The 18,453-nt window shown below is 74.0% G+C and carries 19 protein-coding genes; 12 read left to right on the forward strand and 7 right to left on the reverse strand.

All coding sequences use genetic code 11. The features are described 5' to 3' along the window. Positions 1-112: 112 nt before the first annotated feature. From NMK44_RS01440 to NMK44_RS01450, 3 genes are all read right to left on the reverse strand, one after another. Positions 113-859 (reverse strand): methyltransferase domain-containing protein, encoded by a 747-nt coding sequence (locus NMK44_RS01440; RefSeq protein ID WP_254737316.1) that lies wholly within the window; start codon positions 857-859, stop codon positions 113-115. Then, the gene (locus tag NMK44_RS01445) at positions 856-1,458 is read right to left on the reverse strand and encodes a TIGR04282 family arsenosugar biosynthesis glycosyltransferase (protein WP_254737812.1); all 603 of its coding nucleotides are present in this window, start codon (positions 1,456-1,458) and stop codon (positions 856-858) included. Before NMK44_RS01445 ends, NMK44_RS01440 begins: the two co-directional genes overlap by 4 nt. A 71-nt stretch (positions 1,459-1,529) precedes the next feature. Beyond that, positions 1,530-2,276 carry a glycosyltransferase family 2 protein gene (locus NMK44_RS01450; protein WP_374215212.1) on the reverse strand — a complete coding sequence of 249 codons (747 nt, stop codon included), beginning with the start codon at positions 2,274-2,276 and terminating at the stop codon, positions 1,530-1,532. Between the two features lie 114 nt (positions 2,277-2,390). Between NMK44_RS01450 and NMK44_RS01455 the strand changes: the two genes are divergently transcribed. Together NMK44_RS01455 and NMK44_RS01460 are read left to right on the forward strand one after the other, a co-directional pair. Beyond that, positions 2,391-3,188, forward strand: coding sequence for a response regulator transcription factor (locus NMK44_RS01455; protein WP_254737318.1), 798 nt, complete (start codon positions 2,391-2,393; stop codon positions 3,186-3,188). Positions 3,189-3,193: 5 nt separating this feature from the next. Further along, positions 3,194-4,306, forward strand: coding sequence for a sensor histidine kinase (locus NMK44_RS01460; protein ID WP_254737320.1), 1,113 nt, complete (start codon positions 3,194-3,196; stop codon positions 4,304-4,306). A gap of 650 nt (positions 4,307-4,956) precedes the next feature. On the opposite strand, the gene NMK44_RS01465 is transcribed toward NMK44_RS01460, so the two are convergent. Continuing rightward, complete coding sequence (locus tag NMK44_RS01465) at positions 4,957-6,033, reverse strand: NAD-dependent epimerase/dehydratase family protein (protein ID WP_254737322.1); 1,077 nt, start codon at positions 6,031-6,033, stop codon at positions 4,957-4,959. 163 nt (positions 6,034-6,196) lie between these two features. Between NMK44_RS01465 and NMK44_RS01470 the strand changes: the two genes are divergently transcribed. After that, on the forward strand, positions 6,197-7,321 hold the full coding sequence (locus NMK44_RS01470) for a baeRF3 domain-containing protein (protein ID WP_254737324.1): 1,125 nt from the start codon (positions 6,197-6,199) through the stop codon (positions 7,319-7,321). Between the two features lie 202 nt (positions 7,322-7,523). After that, positions 7,524-8,438, forward strand: coding sequence for a class I SAM-dependent methyltransferase (locus tag NMK44_RS01475; protein ID WP_254737326.1), 915 nt, complete (start codon positions 7,524-7,526; stop codon positions 8,436-8,438). A gap of 46 nt (positions 8,439-8,484) precedes the next feature. Here NMK44_RS01475 and NMK44_RS01480 read toward each other — a convergent pair whose 3' ends face one another. Next, a complete protein-coding gene (locus NMK44_RS01480) occupies positions 8,485-9,228 on the reverse strand; it encodes a peptidyl-tRNA hydrolase (RefSeq protein ID WP_254737328.1) in 744 nt (247 codons plus the stop codon). Positions 9,229-9,309: 81 nt separating this feature from the next. Here NMK44_RS01480 and NMK44_RS01485 point away from each other — a divergent pair, with 81 nt between their 5' ends. The 3 genes from NMK44_RS01485 to NMK44_RS01495 are packed head-to-tail and all read left to right on the forward strand — an operon-like array spanning position 9,310 to position 11,605. Next, entirely contained in the window at positions 9,310-9,987 is a 678-nt protein-coding gene (locus tag NMK44_RS01485) for an AIM24 family protein (protein ID WP_254737330.1), read from the forward strand. 44 nt (positions 9,988-10,031) lie between these two features. Next, positions 10,032-10,940, forward strand: coding sequence for an ABC transporter ATP-binding protein (locus NMK44_RS01490; protein ID WP_254737332.1), 909 nt, complete (start codon positions 10,032-10,034; stop codon positions 10,938-10,940). After that, entirely contained in the window at positions 10,937-11,605 is a 669-nt protein-coding gene (locus tag NMK44_RS01495) for an ABC transporter (RefSeq protein ID WP_254737334.1), read from the forward strand. The genes NMK44_RS01490 and NMK44_RS01495 overlap by 4 nt, the downstream gene beginning before the upstream one ends. Before the next feature lie 78 nt (positions 11,606-11,683). Here NMK44_RS01495 and NMK44_RS01500 read toward each other — a convergent pair whose 3' ends face one another. Then, positions 11,684-13,084, reverse strand: coding sequence for an alkaline phosphatase PhoX (locus tag NMK44_RS01500; protein ID WP_254737336.1), 1,401 nt, complete (start codon positions 13,082-13,084; stop codon positions 11,684-11,686). A 136-nt stretch (positions 13,085-13,220) separates the two neighbouring features. Continuing rightward, on the reverse strand, positions 13,221-14,336 hold the full coding sequence (gene zapE, locus NMK44_RS01505; RefSeq protein ID WP_254737338.1) for a cell division protein ZapE: 1,116 nt from the start codon (positions 14,334-14,336) through the stop codon (positions 13,221-13,223). Between the two features lie 67 nt (positions 14,337-14,403). On the opposite strand from zapE, the gene NMK44_RS01510 reads away from it, so the two are divergent. The 5 genes from NMK44_RS01510 (at position 14,404) to NMK44_RS01530 (ending at position 18,446) form a co-directional block, all read left to right on the forward strand. Next, positions 14,404-15,213: a pyrimidine reductase family protein gene (locus NMK44_RS01510; protein ID WP_254737340.1), complete on the forward strand. Its 810-nt coding sequence runs from the start codon at positions 14,404-14,406 to the stop codon at positions 15,211-15,213. A 94-nt stretch (positions 15,214-15,307) separates the two neighbouring features. Beyond that, the gene (locus NMK44_RS01515) at positions 15,308-15,781 is read left to right on the forward strand and encodes an indole-3-glycerol phosphate synthase (protein ID WP_254737342.1); all 474 of its coding nucleotides are present in this window, start codon (positions 15,308-15,310) and stop codon (positions 15,779-15,781) included. 92 nt (positions 15,782-15,873) lie between these two features. After that, entirely contained in the window at positions 15,874-17,304 is a 1,431-nt protein-coding gene (gene murC / locus NMK44_RS01520) for a UDP-N-acetylmuramate--L-alanine ligase (protein ID WP_254737344.1), read from the forward strand. Positions 17,305-17,315: 11 nt separating this feature from the next. Then, positions 17,316-17,723: a peptide-methionine (R)-S-oxide reductase MsrB gene (gene msrB / locus NMK44_RS01525; protein ID WP_254737346.1), complete on the forward strand. Its 408-nt coding sequence runs from the start codon at positions 17,316-17,318 to the stop codon at positions 17,721-17,723. A gap of 75 nt (positions 17,724-17,798) precedes the next feature. After that, positions 17,799-18,446 carry a LysE family translocator gene (locus NMK44_RS01530; RefSeq protein ID WP_254737348.1) on the forward strand — a complete coding sequence of 216 codons (648 nt, stop codon included), beginning with the start codon at positions 17,799-17,801 and terminating at the stop codon, positions 18,444-18,446. Positions 18,447-18,453 lie beyond the last annotated feature (7 nt).

Genomic DNA, 18,453 nt, shown 5'->3' on the forward strand with positions numbered 1-18,453 from the left:
GGCGACGAGCCGCCCGCCCTGGTGGGGCTGGCGTGTCGGGGGCGGACAGACCGGTCGGCGGTGCGGGTGGGAGTTCACCGCACCGCCGACCGGGGTCATGGGGCCGGGGGTGTCAGCCCTCGGGGGACGTGCATGCTCCGGGCAGCGCACGGCGCAGGGCCACGAAGTCGCGGTCGAGCGCCGACCACCGCTCGACGGCGTTCCAGCCCGCCGCGGCCGCGTGGCGCAGCAGGGCGGGGGCGCCCACCCGGGCCCAGGGGAAGTCCGTGCCGACGCCGCCGTGTCCGTCGTCCACCCGGACCCGCACCCGTTCGTCGAGGTCCGCCGGTGCCACCTCGACGAGCACCAGCCCGTCCGGCGCGAGGACCCGGCCGACCCGGGTCAGCAGGGCCCGCGGATCGCCGCCGATGCCGATGTTGCCGTCGATCAGCAGCGCCGTACCCCAGCGCCCCTCACCCGGGATCGGCTCGAACACCGAGCGGCACAGGGCCGGTCCGCCCGCGCCGATCGTGCGGGCGACCGCCGCCTGGCTCACATCGATGCCCAGGCAGGGACGGCCCAGCAGGGCGAGTGCGGCCACCAGCCGTCCGGGGCCGCAGCCGATGTCGAGGACGGGGCCCCGGCAGCGCGTCAGTACGGTGCGGTCGGCGGGGTCGGCGTCCGCGCACCAGCGTTCGACCTCCAGCGGCAGCATCCAGCCGTCGGAGCGCCGCAGATACAGCGGGCCGCGTCCGGTGCGCAGCGCCCGCGTATAGGGGTCGGCACGCCATGAGGCCGGCTGCGCCCAGCCGTCGGCCCGCTCACGGAGCCCGACGGCGTCCGGCCCGGTTCCGTTCCGTATCGACCCGGCCGCGCTCATCGGGCGCCCGCCCGTACCGGCATCCGGGACAGGGTCCGGGCGAACCGGCTGCCCGGCGCGGCCGCCGCCACCTTCAGCGCGTCGCGCGCGGTGTCGACGTCGCGCAGGACCGGCAGGTCGTACACCCGCAGCCCGGCGTCGACGAGCCGACGGCGCTGTACGGCACCGGTGGTGGCGGTGGACATCGGCACACCGCGCAGCAGCGCGGGGTCCGGGTCGGACAGGCCCAGGGCCCAGAAGCCACCGTCGGCGGCCGGGCCGAACCAGGCGTCGCGGCGGGTCCAGCCGTGCGGGTCCAGCACCGGGGCGAGCAGTGCGGGGGTGATCTGCGGGGTGTCCATACCGAGCAGCAGCGTGGGTCCTTGGCAGTGCGCGAAGGCGTGCGCCAGCCGTTCGTCGAGACCGCCGCGGCATTGCGGGATGACCTCGAAGCCGAGCGGCAGCCACCGCCCCGGACGGCCGTCCAGCGCCAGCACCCGGCGGTGCGCGGGCAGCCCGGCCACGGTGTGGAGGGTGTCGGTGAGGGCGGCCTCGGCGAGCGCCGCGGCCTCCACCGGGGTGTACGGGGGAGTGAGCCGGGTCTTCACCCGGCCCGCCATCGGCTCCTTGGCGATGACGAGCACGGTGACCTTCGTCCGTGCGCCGTTCCGCGAGGCGCCGCGCGCGGGGCTCACCGGGCAGTCCCGACCGGGTGGTTGACCCCGGCGACGGGTACCGGCGGCCGGTCGTGGAGCACCGCGCGCATATCGCGCACCGCATGCCAGGTGCCCCGCCAGGTGCCGGTGACCTTCGACCGCCCCGCGCGCGGCAGATACGGCACGTCGCGCTCCTCGATCCGCCATCCCGCGTCGGAGCCGCGCACCACCATCTGCAGCGGATAGCCGCTGCGCCGGTCGGTGAGGCCGAGGTCCAGCAGCGGTGCGCGCCGGGCGGCGCGCAGCGGGCCGAGGTCGTGCAGCCCCAGACCGGTCCGGCGGCGCAGCATCCGGGCGAGGGCGAGGTTGCCGACCCGGGCGTGCGCGGGCCAGGTGCCGCGCCCCTGGGGACGGCGGCGTCCCAGCACCAGATCCGCGCCGCCCTCGGCGAGGGTGGCGACGAAGCCGGTCAGCAGTCCGGGGTCGAGCGTGGCGTCGCAGTCGCAGAAGCAGACGAACTCCGCCTCGGCGGCGAGGAGTCCGGCGTGGCAGGCCGCCCCGAAGCCGCGGCGGGGCTCGTGTACGACGGTCGCGCCGTGGTCGCGGGCGATGGCGGCCGAGCCGTCCGTGGAGCCGTTGTCGACGACGATGGCGCGCCAGCCGTCGGGGATGCGGGCCAGCACCCAGGGCAGGGCGTCGGCCTCGTCCAGGCACGGCAGGACGACATCGGCGCGGGGAACACCGTCGGAACGGGGGGTGATCGCATCTGTCACGCGCTCCACACTACGGAGGCGAAAGCGGCATTTCAGACTTCGGGACCTTACGAAACACGGACGTCGACCGTTCCCGGCCACACCGGGGTGGGCCCGGATCCGGCCAGGTGCGAGGCTGTGGCCATGCAGCAGACCCCCACCCCCGGCCGGGTCCTCGTCGTGGACGACGACCCGACCGTCGCCGAGGTCGTCGCCGGATACCTCGACCGCGCGGGCTATGACGTCGACCGGGCCGCCGACGGCCCCGAGGCGCTCGCCCGTGCCGCCGCCCACTGGCCCGACCTGGTCGTCCTCGATCTGATGCTGCCGGGCATGGACGGGCTCCAGGTGTGCCGGACGCTCCGCGAGCGGGGGCCGGTGCCGGTCATCATGCTCACCGCGCGCGGTGACGAGGACGACCGGATCCTCGGCCTGGAGATCGGCGCGGACGACTATGTGACCAAGCCGTTCAGCCCGCGCGAACTGGTGCTGCGTGTGGAGTCGGTACTCCGCCGCAGCCGTACCGGGCCGCGGGTCGTCCACCTCGGTGGGGCGCCCGGCGGCACCGGTCCCGGCGGCCCCGGCGGCGAGTACGCGCCGCGGGACGGTGTGCTCCGGCACGCCGGGATCACCCTCGACCCCGCCGCCCGCCGCGCCACCCGGGACGGCCGGGAACTCGCCCTCACCCTCCGCGAGTTCGATCTGCTCGCCCATCTGCTGCGGAACCCCGGTGTGGCCTGCACCCGCGAGGAGCTGATGCGGGACGTCTGGGGCTGGGACTTCGGCGATCTGTCCACCGTCACCGTCCATGTGCGGCGGCTGCGCGGGAAGGTCGAGGACGATCCGGGCGCGCCGCGCCTCATCCAGACCGTCTGGGGCGTCGGCTACCGCTTCGACGCACCGTCCGGATCCACGGCCGTGGACCACGAGGGTGAGGGCTGACCGCCGTGCAAGACATCCTCCTGATGGCCCTGTTCGCGTTCCTCGGCGCCGCCGCGGCCGGGCTGCTCGGCGCGCTCGCGCTGCGGATGCTGCGCGGACGTTCCGTCGCCGTGTCCCTCACCGTGGTCGCCGCCGTCACGGTCACCGCGATGCTGGCGGGCACCCTCGCCGTCGCCTGGGCCATGTTCCTGTCCGCGCACGACCTCTCGGTCGTCACCACCGTCTGTGCGATGGCCGCCGTGGTGTCGATGGCCACGGCGGTGCTGCTGGGCCGGTGGGTCGTGGCGCGCAGCAACGAGCTGACGCAGGCGGCCCGTTCGTTCGGCGACGGCGGTGCCTTCGCCGCCCCCGACGGCGAGGCCACCGCCGAACTCGCCGCCCTCAGCCGTGCCCTCGCCGACACCAGCGCCAGACTCGCCGCCTCCCGCGAACGCGAACGGGCGCTGGAGGCCTCGCGCCGTGAGCTCGTCGCCTGGATCTCCCACGACCTGCGCACCCCGCTGGCCGGACTGCGGGCGATGTCGGAGGCGCTGGAGGACGGGATGGTGCCCGACCCGGAACGCTATCTGCGGCAGATCCGCACCGAGGTGGAACGGCTCAACGGGATGGTCGGCGACCTCTTCGAGCTCTCCCGCATCCACGCCGGGGCGCTGTCCCTCAGCCTCACCCGGGTCTCCGTCTACGACCTGGTCGGGGACGCCCTGGCGGGCGCCGATCCGCTCGCCAGGGAGCTGGGCGTACGGCTGATCGGCAACTCCGTCGACCCCGTTCCCATCGAGGTCGACGGCAAGGAGATGACCCGCGTCCTGGGCAACCTCCTGGTCAACGCCATCCGCCGTACCCCGGCCGACGGTACGGTCGCGGTCACCGCCGAGCGCGAGGCGGACCATGTGGTGCTGTCGGTGACGGACGGCTGCGGTGGCATCCCCGAGGAGGACCTGCCGCGCGTCTTCGACACCGGCTGGCGCGGCAGCCACGCCCGTACGCCCCCGGCGGGCGCGGGCCTGGGCCTCGCCATCGTCCGCGGCATCGTCGAGGCCCACGACGGCCGCGCCGCGGTCCACAACGTGGTCGGCGGCTGCCGCTTCGAGGTCCGCCTCCCCGCGGCATCCGCCTGACCCCGCCCGGCCCGGCGGCGCCGCCTGTCCGGCGGGCCGCCGGGCTGCGGGCGGGATCGGCGATGGCGGCTCCCGTCGGCGCGGTCCGCGGTGTGTCCGCGTGGGCTTCCCGGAGTGCGCCGGGGTCGTGAGATGGCCCTTGCCGCCACGGTTCGGCGCGGAGCGACGCCGTCGCGGGCGCCCCGCGCGGGTGGGTCCGGCGTGACCGGACGAGCCCGGCGTGGCCCGGGCCGCCCGAGTGCCCGAGGGGAGCCGCCCGCTGCCGACCGGTGATGGCCCATGCCGCCAACGGCCGGGGCGGAGCGTGCGGTTCGTGGCGCGTACGCGCCGTTCGCCGGGGGCGCTGAGGACCGGCGTCGGCCATCGCCTCCGGGCATCGGGGCGGAGCCGCGTCCGCGTGACGTTCGCGCACCCGCGGGGTGAGCCCGGTGCGATCCCCGCGGCCGGGGTGCCCGCGCGCTGCCGACCGGGGATGGCTCATGCCGCCACGGTTCGGTGCGGTGTGTGCGGTGCGTGGCACGTCGGCGCGCTCCGGTGGGCCTTGCGAGGTGAGCCCGGCCGGGCCGGGTATCGGACCTACCGCCACGCGTCGGCGCAGGGGCGCGCCCGGTCCCGGACGGGGGGCCGGGACCGGGCGCGGTTTGTGGGGGCTACGGAACCGGGGCGGGCCGGAGGGGCGTCGCACGCTGGGGCGCCCGGGCGAACTCGGCCATGCCGTCCACGAACGGCACCGTCGCCCGCCACCCCAGCCGTTCCCGGATCCGCCGCGACGAGGCGGTGATGTGGCGGACGTCGCCGAGCCGGTACTCGCCGGTCACCACCGGTGCCGGACCGCCGTGGGCCGCCGCGAGGGCGGCCGCCATCCCGCCCACGGTCTGCGGGTCGTCGCTTCCGGTGTTGTACGCGGTCAGCGCGCCCGCCTCCGTCGCTTCGGCGCCCGCCTCCAGGGCGGCCACGTTCGCCGCCGCCACGTCGCGTACGTGGATGAAGTCCCGGCGCTGACCGCCGTCCTCGAAGACGGTCGGTGCCTCGCCGCGCGCAAGGGCCGAGCGGAAGAAGGAGGCGACACCCGCGTACGGGGTGTCGCGCGGCATCCCCGGGCCGTAGACGTTGTGGTACCGCAGGGACACCGCGCGGCCGTCCACGGCCCGCGCCCACGCCGCCGCCAGATGCTCCTGCGCCAGCTTCGTCGTCGCGTAGACATTGCGCGGATCGGCCGGGGCGTCCTCCCCGACGAGCCCCGCCACCAGCGGCGTACCGCACTGCGGGCAGGGCGGTTCGAACCGGCCCGCCGCGAGATCGGCCTCCGCGCGCGGGCCGGGCCGCACCCATCCGTGCCGGGGGCAGTCGTAGCGCCCCTCCCCGTAGACGACCATCGACCCGGCGAGCACCAGGGTCCGCACCCCGCCGGCGGCCATGGCCGTCAGCAGTACGGCGGTGCCCAGGTCATTGCAGCCGACGTAGTCCGGCGCGTCGGCGAAGTCCTTGCCGAGGCCGACCATCGCCGCCTGGTGGCAGACCGCGTCCACGCCGCGCAGCGCGGCGTCCACCGCCCCGCGGTCCCGTACGTCGGCGTGGATCCACTCGGCGTCGGGCAACGGCGGTGGTGCCGGGTGGGCGGCCGGGAGCAGGGCGTCGAGGACGACCGGCTCATGGCCGTGGGCGGTGAGTGCGGTGACGATGTGCGAGCCGATGAAGCCCGCGCCTCCGGTGACCAGTACGCGCATGGGGGCGACGCTAGGCCGTGACGGCCCCTGCCGTCCGCCCACGCGCCGTGCCGTCACCGCTCCGTAAGGGTTCGGAGGCGGTCCCGGGCGTCCGTCCCGGCTCCGTGATGCGACCCCGCCGCTCCTGGGCGATCCTGTGATGACCAGCGTCGAGAGGCCAACGATGCGCACCACAGGTCTGACATCCCGGACGCTGACCGCCCTCCGCGCCAAGAGGCCCTATCCGGCGGTCACCATCACCCTCCCGACCCACCGTCGCGAAACGGACAACGCCCAGGACTCGGTGCGGCTGCGCAACCTCGTCGCCGAGGCCAAACGACGTCTGGAGGCGGCCCCGGACGTGCCGCGCGACGCCCGCTTCGACATCAGCGCGCAGCTCGACCGCGCCGTGGCCGACGCGGATCTGCGCTACGCCCTGGACTCGCTGGTGATCTTCGCGGCGAAGGGCGAGTACGAGGTCTGGTCACTGCCGAGGACGGCCCCGGAGCGCGTGGTCCTGAGCGACACCTTCCTCACCCGCAACCTGGTCGCGGCGCGTGAGCGGACCCGTCCGTACTGGGTGCTCACGGTCGCCTCGGACCACACCGCGCTGTGGGGCGGCTCCGACGGCTCGCTCCAGCAGGTGCGCGCGGCCGGGTTCCCGATGGCCCCCGAGCCGGGCGACAACGAGGACGTGGAGCGCGAGGAGCGGATCGGCAACGCGCCGGGGATCTACGACGACGAGCGCACCCGGCAGTATCTGCGGCAGGTCGACACCGGGCTCGACTGTCTGCTCGCGGGCGACCCCCGTCCGCTCTACCTGGTCGGGCTCGCCCCCGCGCTGAGCCTGCTGGACGAGGTGGGCTCGGCGGCGAAGGCGGCCGTGAGCCGGGTGCCCAAGGGCGGACTGGCCGGGGGCCCGGCCAAGGCGCTGACCGAGGCGCTGCGCCCGGCGCTGGGCGAGCAGGCCGCCCGCCACGCCGAGCGCGTCATCCAGCGCACCGAGCAGGCCCAGGGGCGGCGGGCCTTCGCCGCCGGGCTGGAGGAGGTGTGGCAGGTGGTCCGGGAGGGCCGGATCGACCTGCTGGCGGTCGAGGAGAACTACCAGCGGCCCGTCCGGCTCACCGACGGACATCTGATCCCGGTCGACGCGGACGAGATGACCTCCGCCGAGCACGGCCCGGCCGTGCAGGAGGACATCGTGGACGAGATCATCGAGGCCGCGCTGGACACCGGCAGCGAGGTCGCCTTCGTCCCGGACGGCTCCCTCGCCGGGTGCGAACGCATCGCGGCGGTCCTCCGCTTCTGAGACGGGGCCGCTGGCCCCCGTCGTCCGCCTGCTCGTCGATTTCCGGCCATCCAGCGCCCCGTTACGCCCAGGTATGAACCGGTATGGCCATGACGTCGCCCCGCCCCTTTCGGTCACACGACACACACCACGGGGACCCTCCGGCGTTGCCTTCCGCTGTCAGCGTGGCGGCCACGCACGCAACCGAGGGACTGGGAGCAGCATGACGGCCACCACCGGGCACACCGCGCGGCGCCCCCGCGGCCTCGACGACGTCAAGGGATGGTTCCCCAGCCTCGACCAGGTGCTCTTCGACCGCTTCCTGACCCGTCAGGAGCGCCATGAGCAGAATGGGGACCTGCTGGAGATGGGCGCCTACCTGGGCAAGAGCGCCATCTTCACCGCCGCCTATCTGCGCGGCGGCGAACGTTTCACGGTCTGCGATCTCTTCGGGGCCGACGCACCGGACGAGCGGAACGCGGCGGAGGCCCGTACCTCGTACGCCACCCTCACCCGTAACGCCTTCGAGCAGAACTACCTGGCCTTCCACGACGAGCTGCCCGAGGTGGTCCAGGGCCCGACCTCCGTGGTGCCGCACCACGTCGGCCCGGAGAGCTGCCGCTTCGTGCACATCGACGCCTCGCACCTGTACGAGCACGTGGTGGGCGACATCGACACCGCGCGCACCGCGCTGGTCCCCGGTGGCCTGGTCGTACTGGACGACTTCCGCTCCGAGCACACCCCGGGCGTGGCCGCCGCGACCTGGGAGGCGGTGTTCACCCGGGGGCTGCGGCCGGTCTGCCTCAGCACCCAGAAGCTCTACGGGACCTGGGGCGACCCCACCGCGCTGCAGGACGAGCTGCTCGCCGACGAGGAGTGGCGCTCGGCGCTGCGCACGAGCGTGCAGGAGATCGCGGGACGCCGGATACTGCGGTTCTCCGGCAAGCCGCCGAACCCGGCCGCCCCGCGTTCCCGCTATGCCGGTGAGCCGCGCGGCACCACCCCGGCCCCCTCCGGTGCGCCGGGCCGGGCCGTGGCGGGGCGCGCCCCGTCCTCGCCGGTCCGGCGGCTCGCCGCCGATGTCCTGCCGCCGGTGGTCACCCGCGCGATCCGCCGCAGGCGGCGTCCCACCGGCTGAGCGCGACGGTCCACCGCGCCCCGGCGGTCCGCCCGTGCCCCGGCGGTCAGCGCCGCCGCAGGGCCGGGTGGTCCGCCACCACCGTGCAGGACCCGGGCGCCACCTCGGTGAAGCCCGCGTCCCGCACCACCGGCAGCCCGCTCGTGGTGAGCGCCTCCCAGCGCGCGGGTGACGCGGTGCGCACCGCCAGCGGGAAGCCCGCGGCCCGCCAGGCCGCCCGCGCCGTGCCGTCCAGCCGCCACCAGGCGAGCTGGGCGCCGTGCCCGGCCTGGGCCATCGCCTTGCCCGCCGACATATCGATATGCGGATTCATCCACAGCACTGGTCCATCAGAGCCGGGCGCGGCCGGGGGCTCCGGATCGTCCAGGTCGGTGCCGGACACCTGGAGCTTGACCAGCTCCTTCGGCCAGCCGTCCAGCGGCACCGGCGGGAAGACGCGTACCTCCGCCTCCGCCCGGCCGTCCGTCGCCCGCCCGGTCACCGTGATGCCCGGCAGTGTCCCGGCCCGCCGCCACTCCGCACCGCGTGCCCGCCGCACCACCTTGCGGATCCGGGCGTCCTGCCAGGCCGTCACGGCCTCGGCCCATGCGCCGTCCGTCGCGGTCGCCCGCTCGTCCGACAGCAGGACCAGCACCGCGCGGGCCGCCGTCTCCAGGGCGTCGGTACGGGTCGGGGGCGCGGCCTTCTCGATCCGGACCACCAGGGGCAGGACGAACTGCGGCGCGGCGTCCCGGTCGGTCTCCGCGGTACGGAACGGGCTGGTCTCGGGGTGGGTTCCGGAGCTGGTCACGCGCCCAGTCTGCCAGCAGGGCGCACGTCCCGAGTCCGTCGGATATTGCGAAATGATCAGCAAGCCCGGAATTATGTGTACATGCAGAGTGATCTCTTCTCCCCGGAGTACATGGCGCAGTTCGCCACCGCGCCGGGGATGACCCTCCAGAACCCGAAATCGATCAAGTACGCGGTCAACGGCGAGTGTTACGCCCGCCAGGGTGCCATGGTCGCGTTCCGCGGCGACCTCTCCTTCGAGAAGCACGGCCAGGGCGTCGGCAAGTTCCTCAAGCGCGCGATGACCGGTGAGGGCCTGGCCCTCATGGTCGTCCGGGGCCAGGGCGAGGCGTGGTTCGCGCATGAGGCGGCCAACTGCTTCGTGGTGGACCTCGCCCCCGGCGACAGCCTCACGATCAACGGGCACAACGTCCTGTGCTTCGATTCCTCCCTCTCCTACGAGATAGCGATGCTCAAGGGCGCGGGGATGACGGGCGGCGGTCTGTTCAACACCGTGTTCAGCGGCGCCGGACGGCTCGGTCTCATCTGTGAGGGCAACCCCATCGTCATCCCGGTGTCCGCCACCGACCCGGTGTGCGTGGACACCGACGCGGTTGTCGGCTGGACGACCTCGCTGCGCACCTCGCTGCACCGCTCACAGAGCTTCGGCTCGATGCTGCGCGGCGGTTCGGGCGAGGCCGTCCAGCTCCGGCTGGACGGGGAGGGGTTCGTGATCGTGCGCCCGAGCGAGGTCAAGCCCGAGAAGAACGGCTCCAACTGAGCCATGGGGGTGGTTGGTCCGCTCGTTGTCTAGGCTCAACCGGTATGAGACTGCGGGGAGTCGGCCGACGCTACGGTCTGGGCGGGCCCTGGGTGCTGCGCGGGATCGACCTCGAACTGGCACCCGGTTCGCTGGTCCGCGTGGAGGGCACCAACGGCAGTGGGAAGTCCACCCTGCTGCGGCTGCTCGCCGGGATCGACGCGCCGAGCGCGGGCCGGATCACCGGCCGTCCGCGCACCGCGTACGTACCCGAGCGCTTCCCGGCCGAACTCCCCCTCTCCGCCCGTGGCTACCTGGTCCACCTGGGGCGCATCCACGGACTGGGGCGTACGGCGGCGGAGCGCGGGGCGGGGGAGTGGCTGGAACGGTTCGGCGCGGCCGGACACGCCGACACCGCGCTCACCGAGCTGTCCAAGGGCAGCAGCCAGAAGGTGGCCGTGGCGCAGGCGCTGCTCGGCGCCCCCGGGCTGCTGGTCCTCGACGAGGCGTGGACCGGCCTGGACCGGGCGGCGCGCGCCGAACTGGATGCCGCCGTCGCCGAACGGGTCGCGGCGGGAGGCACGGTCGTCTTCGTCGACCACGATCCCCGGCGGCTGTCCGGCGCCGCCGACACCGTCCTCCGCGTCGCCGACGCGCGGCTGACGCCGGTGGCCGCGCACCGGCCGGACGCGTCGGGGCCGCGGCCCAAGGGCCCGGAGGACGATGCGGGGCCGTGGGTGGCGGTGGTGACCGAGGGCCCGCCGGGCACCGGCCTCCCGCCGGATCTGCCCGGCGCGCCGCGCCACGAGCCCCTTGCGCCGGGGCGCGTCGGCCCCGGCCCCGTACGGCTCACCGTCGGCGCCGCGCACTCCGACGCGCTGCTGCGCGCCCTGCTCACCGCCCACCCGCCGTGGCACATCCGCTCCGTGACGGAGCTCCCGGTCACGGCGGCGACTCCCCCGGAGGGACCATGACCGCCCTGCTGCGCTACCAGGCCGCGCTGCTGGTCCGTTCACAGCGCTGGCTGTCGCCGGTGCTGCTCTACGCCGCCTTCATGGGTATCGCGGTGCGGGCCGGGGACCCGGTCCTCGACTCCTTCGGCTACGCCGCCGCCGCGCTGCTCCCGGTGGCGGCCTGGCTGGTGCGGGTGTGCACCGGCACCGAGCCCGCCGCGGCGCGTACCTGCGCGGCCGCGGCGGCGGGACCCGCCCGGGCGCACCTCGCCTCGGTGCTCACCGCGCTCCTCGGTGCGCTCGCGCTCGGCACCGTGGGGACCCTGTACGTCGCCCTCATCGGCGATCCGCACACCGCGGACCACCGGACCGGGATCCCGCTGGGGAGGGCGACCGCCGCCGGGCTGCTGGCCGCCCTCGCCTGCGCGCTGCTGGGCACGGCCGTCGGCGCGCTGTGCAACCGGCCGCTGCTGCGCGGCCCCGGCTGGGCCGTCTCCGCCACCGCGGTCACCACGCTGCTGGTGCTGGTGGCCGGTGCCTCGCCCGCGAACGCCGCCGTGTCGGGGCTGGTGGAGGGGTCGCATACCGGCGCCGTACCGCTGCCGCTGCTCCCGCTGGCGGTGACCTGCCTGGCCGCCGCCGGGGCGACCGCCCTGGCCTGCGCCCTCAGCTCCCGCCGGACATAGCGGGGCCCGGGCGCGACGACGCCCGGGGAGCCGCGCGACCGGCCATGACGCGGCCGCGCGGCATGTCCCGCGGAGCGCTCAGTGCTGCCAGGGGCCGGTCACCGCGAAGGTGGTCCCGGGCGTGTAGCAGTTGACGTACATGGTCCCGCCGTCCGGGGCGAAGGTGACACCCGCGAACTCACCCCATTCCGGCTTCTCCGGGGTGCCGATGTTCTGCCGTCCGCGGGCCATCGGATAGACCTCGCCGCGCCGGGTCAGCCCGAAGACGTGCTGGGCGCCGTCGCCGTCCTCGCACACCATCAGGCCGCCGCTGGGCGCCAGCGTGATGTTGTCGGGGGACTCGCCGGGCAGCTGGAGGTCGGTGTCGGGACCGAAGACGATCACCAGGGTGAGCCGCCTCCGCTGCGGGTCGTAGCGCCAGATCTGGCCGTAGTGGTCGGCCGCCGAACCGTCCGAGCTCTTGGCGAAGCTGGAGACGAAGTAGACCGACGACCCGCCCCAGTAGCAGCCCTCCAGCTTCTGGGCGTGGGTGATGCCGCCCGCGCCGAAGTCCTGGAAGCGGATGGGGGTCTCCTTGGCGAGCGGATCGGGGACCGTCACCCACTCGATGCCGTCGAAGGTGGTGCCGGTCTCCTGGATCGTGGAGAGGTCGCGTACGCCCGGCACCCGCATCGCCTGGAGTTCACCGCCCGCGCGGAGCGAGCCGGTACCGCCGAGGGGCTTCTTCGGCCGGAACCGGTAGAAGAGCCCGAACGGCTTCTCGAAGGCGTCCTCGGTCTCGTAGATGATGCCGTTGCGCGGGTCGACCGCGATGGCCTCGTGCTGGAAGCGGCCCATGGCGGTGAGCGGCACGGCGCCGGTGCGGCGCGGGTCGTAGGGGTCGACCTCGAAGATGAAGCCGTGGTCCTTGGTGTACCCGTTGGTCCCGGCCCTGTCCTCGGTCTCCTCGCAGGTCAGCCAGGTGTGCCAGGGGGTGGGGCCGCCCGCGCAGTTGACCGCGGTGCCCGCGATCGCCACGCGCTCGGAGAGCACCTGGTTGCGGGCGTCGAGTTCGAGGGCGGTACAGCCGCCCAGGCCCGCCGGGTCGTAGGTGAGGCCCTTGACCGCGGGGACGCGGATCTTGGCGGTCACGCGGTTCTCGTGGTTGCGGACCAGGTGGGTGCGGCCGTGCCTGCCGCTGGACCGGCCGGGGAAGGCGGCCATGCCGTCGCAGTTGCTGGGCACCTTGCCCTCGCCCGAGCGCAGTTCGTCGCCCTCCCGGGACAGCACCCGGTAGCGGAATCCCTTGGGGAGGTCGAGCAGACCGTCGGGGTCGGGGACGAGCGGGCCGTAGCCACCGTGGGCGGCCGCCCCGGCGGCGGAGTCGGATTCGGCGGCTGCGGCCGTACCGGCGAAGAGTTCCGGGATGGCCCCGGTGAAGGCGATGGAGGCGCCCAGCGCACCGGTGCGGCCCAGGACCTGACGTCGTGTCGCTGACATGCGGTAACTCCCTGCTGGCGGACAGGAAATATGACCGCACGTGTGTATCACGCGCAACGCCGCGCGGGAACCATCTGATCCGTGTCGGCTGTGCGCGTCTCACCCGGTGACGGCCGGTGCGGGCCGGCCCGGCGGCTCAGTGTCCGCCGTGCGTCCCGGCGAGCCCCTTGGCGTCCCGGGCCAGGGCCGTGAGCCGGGATATCGCCCGGAAGTACTTCTTCCGGTAGCCGCCGTTGAGCATCTCCTCGCTGAAGAGCTGGTCGAACGGGACACCGGACGCCAGCACCGGCACCTCGCGGTCGTAGAGCCGGTCCGCCAGGACCACCAGCCGCAGCGCGGTCGACTGGTCCGGCACTGGTCCGACCCCGGTCAGACACACGGCCTGGATGCCGTCGCACATCGCGCCGTAGCGGCTCGGGTGCACCCGGGAGAGGTGCTCCAGCAGGGAGGGGAAGTCGTCGAGCGAGGCGCCGGGAGTGCGGTACGCCGCGCGCGTCACCGTGTCGTCGGAGTGCGGGGCGGGGGCCTCGGGCAGCCCGCGGTGCCGGTAGTCCTCGCCGTCGATGCGCAGGGGGCGGAAGTGGGCGGACAGCCCCTGTATCTCGCGCAGGAAGTCGGCGGCGGCGAACCGGCCCTCGCCCAGCTTGCCGGGGAGCGTGTTGGAGGTCGCGGCCAGTGCCACGCCCGCGTCGACCAGTTTGCCGAGGAGGGTGGAGACCAGCACGGTGTCGCCCGGGTCGTCCAGCTCGAACTCGTCGATGCACAGCAGCCGGTGGCCGCTGAGGGTCCGCACGGTCTGCTGGAAACCGAGGGCGCCGACGAGGTTGGTCAGCTCCACGAAGGTGCCGAACGCCTTCTGCTCGGGGGCGGCCGGGGTGGCGTGCCAGAGGGAGGCCAGCAGATGGGTCTTGCCGACGCCGTAACCCCCGTCGAGGTACATCCCGCGCGGGCCGCTGGGGACGGTGGGCTTGGGCTCCCGCCGGAACCAGTGCCGTCGCCGTCCGTCCTTGGCGCTCGCCCCGCCGCCGAGTCCCTCGGCGAAGTCGCCGAGCGCCTTGACGGCCTCGGCCTGGCTGGGCTGGTCGCGGTCCGGGATGTAGTTGTCGAAGCTCACCGTCGCGAAGCGGGGCGGCGGCACCATCTCGGCGACCAGGCGCTCGGCCGGAACCTGAGGCGCGCGGGCGGTGAGGGCTACCGGGGCTTCGGCGGCTATCGGGCCTGCCGAGCCAGAAGTGGTGGTTGGTGCAGACACGGAAGTCCAGGGTAGTCGCTTTTCCGGGGCCGACCGACCGAGAGGGAGGCATGTCACACTGCGCCGTATGCGACGCCTGTTCCCGCTGTCCACCGAACCGACCACCGGATCCGCCGCGGCACGCGGCGCCGAGGACCGTGAATGGGGGCTGGACGAGCTCGCCGACGCCTATGCCTACCCGGACCGGCCGCCGGGCCCCACCGGAGCCGTACTGCGGGCCAACATGGTCTCCTCGCTCGACGGCGCGGCCCATCACGACGGCCGCTCGCAGCCGCTGTCGTCCACCGCCGATATGCGGATCTTCGGAGTGCTGCGCGGTCTTGCCGACGCCGTCGTCGTCGGCGCGGAGACCGTCCGCAGGGAGGGCTATCGCCCCGCGCGGGCCCGGGAGGCGTTCGCCGAGCGCCGGGCGGCGCTCGGCCAGGCCCCCGCGCCGGCCATCGCCGTCGTCAGCGCCGGTCTGGACCTGGATTTCTCGCTGCCGCTGTTCACCGAGCCGGTGGTGCCGACGCTGGTGATCACCGGCGGCCGGGCGGCCGGGGACCGGCTGGCGGCGGCCCGCGCCTCCGGTGCCGACGTGGTGCTCGCCGGGGCCGCGGAGTCCGGCCGGGTGGACGCCACCACGATCGTGACCGCCCTGGCCGCGCGCGGTCACACCCGGCTGCTGACCGAGGGCGGCCCGAAACTTCTAGGACTGTTTGCCGCAGCCGGGGTACTCGACGAGCTATGTCTGTCGATGGCGCCCATGCTGGCCGCGGGGGATGCGGCGCGCATCGTCAACGGTCCCGCCCTGGTGGAACCGGAACGGTTCGCTCTTGCTTCTGTCCTGGAGGAAGCCGGTTTCCTTTTCACCCGCTACCGTCGGATTTACCAATAATGTTGCAGTAAAGGCATAAACGGACTGGATTCCTGGATTCCGGTATTGGATCCGTGAATGGAGAAGGGCGCCTGCCGTGTTCACGAGCGTTTTGATGATCGAGAAGCCCCTGACCCCTGCCGACGTGGAGTTCGTCACCACCCTGCACGGTGACGACGCGGTGTCCTTCATCGTGTTGATGCAGCCCCGGGGCAGCAAGGACCGGCTGCTGCGCGCCATTGACGACATCGCGCTGGGCGAGCTGGAGCAGGCCGCGCAGGAGCGGGAGGAGCCCGAGGGCAGCGAGGCGCTGGAGCCCGCCGAGCGCGCCCTCAACCACTCGGTGGCGGCCCTGGAGAAAGCCGGGTGCAAGGCCAGAGGCCATGTCGTCCAGCGCCGCCCGCTGGAGGTGCTGCGCGGTGTGGTCGAGGAGACCGGCGCCGACGAGGTGATCGTGCTGACCGCCCCGCACTTCGTGGAGGAGTTCTTCCACCGGGACTGGGCCTCCCGGGCCCGCCACACCGTCGGCGTCCCGGTGCTCAAGCTGTTCTCCCACGCCGTGGACGAGGAGCAGACGGCGGGAGGCTGAGCGCGGCGGCCGCGGCCTTGGGCGGGGCCGGACGGCGCGGGGTGCGAGAATCGGGGCCGACAACGAGAACCGCGAACCAGGGAGACCCGTACATGGCACCGGCCGGCACCGCCTCCGACGCGCTGGATCGACCGCATTTCATCGGCATCGGCGGCGCCGGGATGTCGGGCGTCGCCAAGGTGCTCGCCCAGCGCGGCGCCCTGGTCGCGGGCAGTGACAGCAAGGACTCCCCGACCGTCGCCGCGCTGCGCGCCGCGGGCGCCACCGTGCACATCGGCCACGCCGCCGAGCACATCGCGCCCGACGCCACCAGCGTGGTGATCTCCAGTGCCATCCGCGCCGACAACCTGGAGCTGGTCACCGCCGTCGAGCGCGGCATCCCGGTGGTGCACCGCTCCGACGCGCTCGCCGCGCTGATGGACGGCGCCCGGCCGATCGCGGTCGCGGGCACCCACGGCAAGACCACCACCACCTCGATGCTCGCCGTCTCCCTGGGCAGCCTCGGCCTCGACCCCACCTACGTCATCGGCGGTGACCTGGACGCCCCCGGCTCCAGCGCCCGCCACGGCAAGGGCGAGATCTTCGTCGCCGAGGCCGACGAGAGCGACCGCAGCTTCCACAAGTACGCCCCCGAGGTCGCCATCGTCCTCAATGTGGAGCTCGACCACCACGCCAACTACGCCTCGATGGACGAGATCTACGAGTCCTTCGAGACCTTCGTGGGCCGCATCCGGCCGGGCGGTGCGCTCGTCATCTCCGCCGACCACGACGGCGCCCGTGAGCTGAGCGCCCGGGTGAAGGGCCGCGAGGGGCTGCGGGTCCTGACCTATGGCGAGGACGAGGGCGCGGACGTCCGGGTGCTCGACATCGTCCAGCACGGTCTGACCAGCCAGGTCACCGTGCGGCTCGCCGATGTCCTGGGCGGCCGGGAGCTCACCTTCGCCGTCTCCGTCCCCGGCCGCCACTACGCGCTCAACGCGGTGGCCGCGCTCACCGCGGGCGCCGCCCTCGGTGTGCCCGCCGCCGACCTCGCCCCCGCGATCGCCGCGTACACCGGCGTCAAGCGACGGCTCCAGCTCAAGGGCACCGCGGCCGGGGTGCAGGTCATCGACTCCTACGCGCACCACCCCACCGAGATCGCCGCCGACCTGGAGGCGATCCGCGGCGGCGCCGGGGAGGGCCGGGTCCTGGTGGTCTTCCAGCCGCATCTGTTCAGCCGCACCCAGGAGCTGGGCACCGAGATGGGCGAGGCCCTGACGCTCGCGGACGCCTCCGTGGTCCTGGACATCTACCCGGCGCGCGAGGACCCCGTCCCGGGCATCACCAGCGCCCTGGTCATCGACGCCGCCGCGCGCGGGGGCGCCGATGTGACCGCCGAGCACGACCGGGCCGCGGTCCCCGGGCTGATCGCCGGAATGGCCAAGCCCGGTGACCTTGTTCTCACCATGGGCGCGGGTGACGTGACCGATCTCGGTCCGGAGATCCTCGCCCGTCTGGAGAGCCCGGAGAGCCGCGAGAGCTGAGGAGTCCGCCGATGGCGTACGAGATCGACAAGCCGGACGAGCAGTGGCGCGCGGAGCTGAGCCCGGAGGAGTACCAGGTCCTGCGGGAGGCCGGTACCGAGCGTGCCTTCACCGGTGAGTACACCGACACCAAGACGACCGGCGTGTACTCGTGCCGGGCGTGCGGGGCCGAGCTGTTCCGCTCGGACACCAAGTTCGAGAGCCACTGCGGCTGGCCGTCGTTCTACGACCCGGCGGACACCTCCGCGGTCGAGCTGATCGAGGACCGCTCGTACGGCATGGTCCGCACCGAGGTGCGCTGCGCCCGGTGCGGGTCCCATCTGGGCCATGTCTTCGCGGGTGAGGGCTATCCGACCCCGACCGACCAGCGGTACTGCATCAACTCCATCTCGCTGCGGCTGACGCCCCGGGAGAGCTGAGGCCGGGCGCCGGAGGGTCCCGGAGGCTGCGCCAAGGGGTGGCGTGATCGGTGCGGCCGGGCCCACGATGGCCGGATGCTGAGTACCTTCCTCGCCTTCCTGGGGGCCTGCACCCTGATCGCCGCCTCCCCCGGCCCGAGCACCGTCCTGATCATCCGGCAGTCGCTCGTCAGCAAGCGGGCCGGCCTGATGACGGTCCTCGGCAATGAGACGGGGATCTTCATCTGGGGCCTGGTCGCGGCCTTCGGGCTCACCGGGCTGCTCGCCGCCTCCGAGCTGGCGTACGACGTCATGCGGATCACCGGCGCGGTGGTGCTGGTGGGCTTCGGCGTCCAGACACTGCGCTCGGCCCGGCGCGCCAAGCGGGAGGGCGGGGACGCGGCGGCCGACGAGACAGCCGCCGCACCGGCCCCGCTCGGACGCGGCTCGGGGTGGCGCTCCTACCGCGCGGGGCTGGTGATGAACCTGGCCAACCCCAAGGCGGCCGTCTTCGCGCTGTCCTTCCTGCCGCAGTTCGTACCGTCCGGCGCACCGCAGCTACCCACGATGGTGGCGCTCGCGGCGGTGTGGGCGGTCTACGAGATCGGCTACTACTCGGTCTACGTCTGGTGCGTGAGCCGACTGAAGGGTCTGCTGAGCCGGGCCGCCGTACGCCGCAGGATGGAGCAGGTCTCCGGCGGGGTACTGGTGGCCCTGGGCGTGCGCATGGCCGTCGAGGGCTGAGACCCCC

The organism is Streptomyces cucumeris (assembly GCF_024295805.1).
GTDB lineage: Bacteria > Actinomycetota > Actinomycetes > Streptomycetales > Streptomycetaceae > Streptomyces > Streptomyces cucumeris.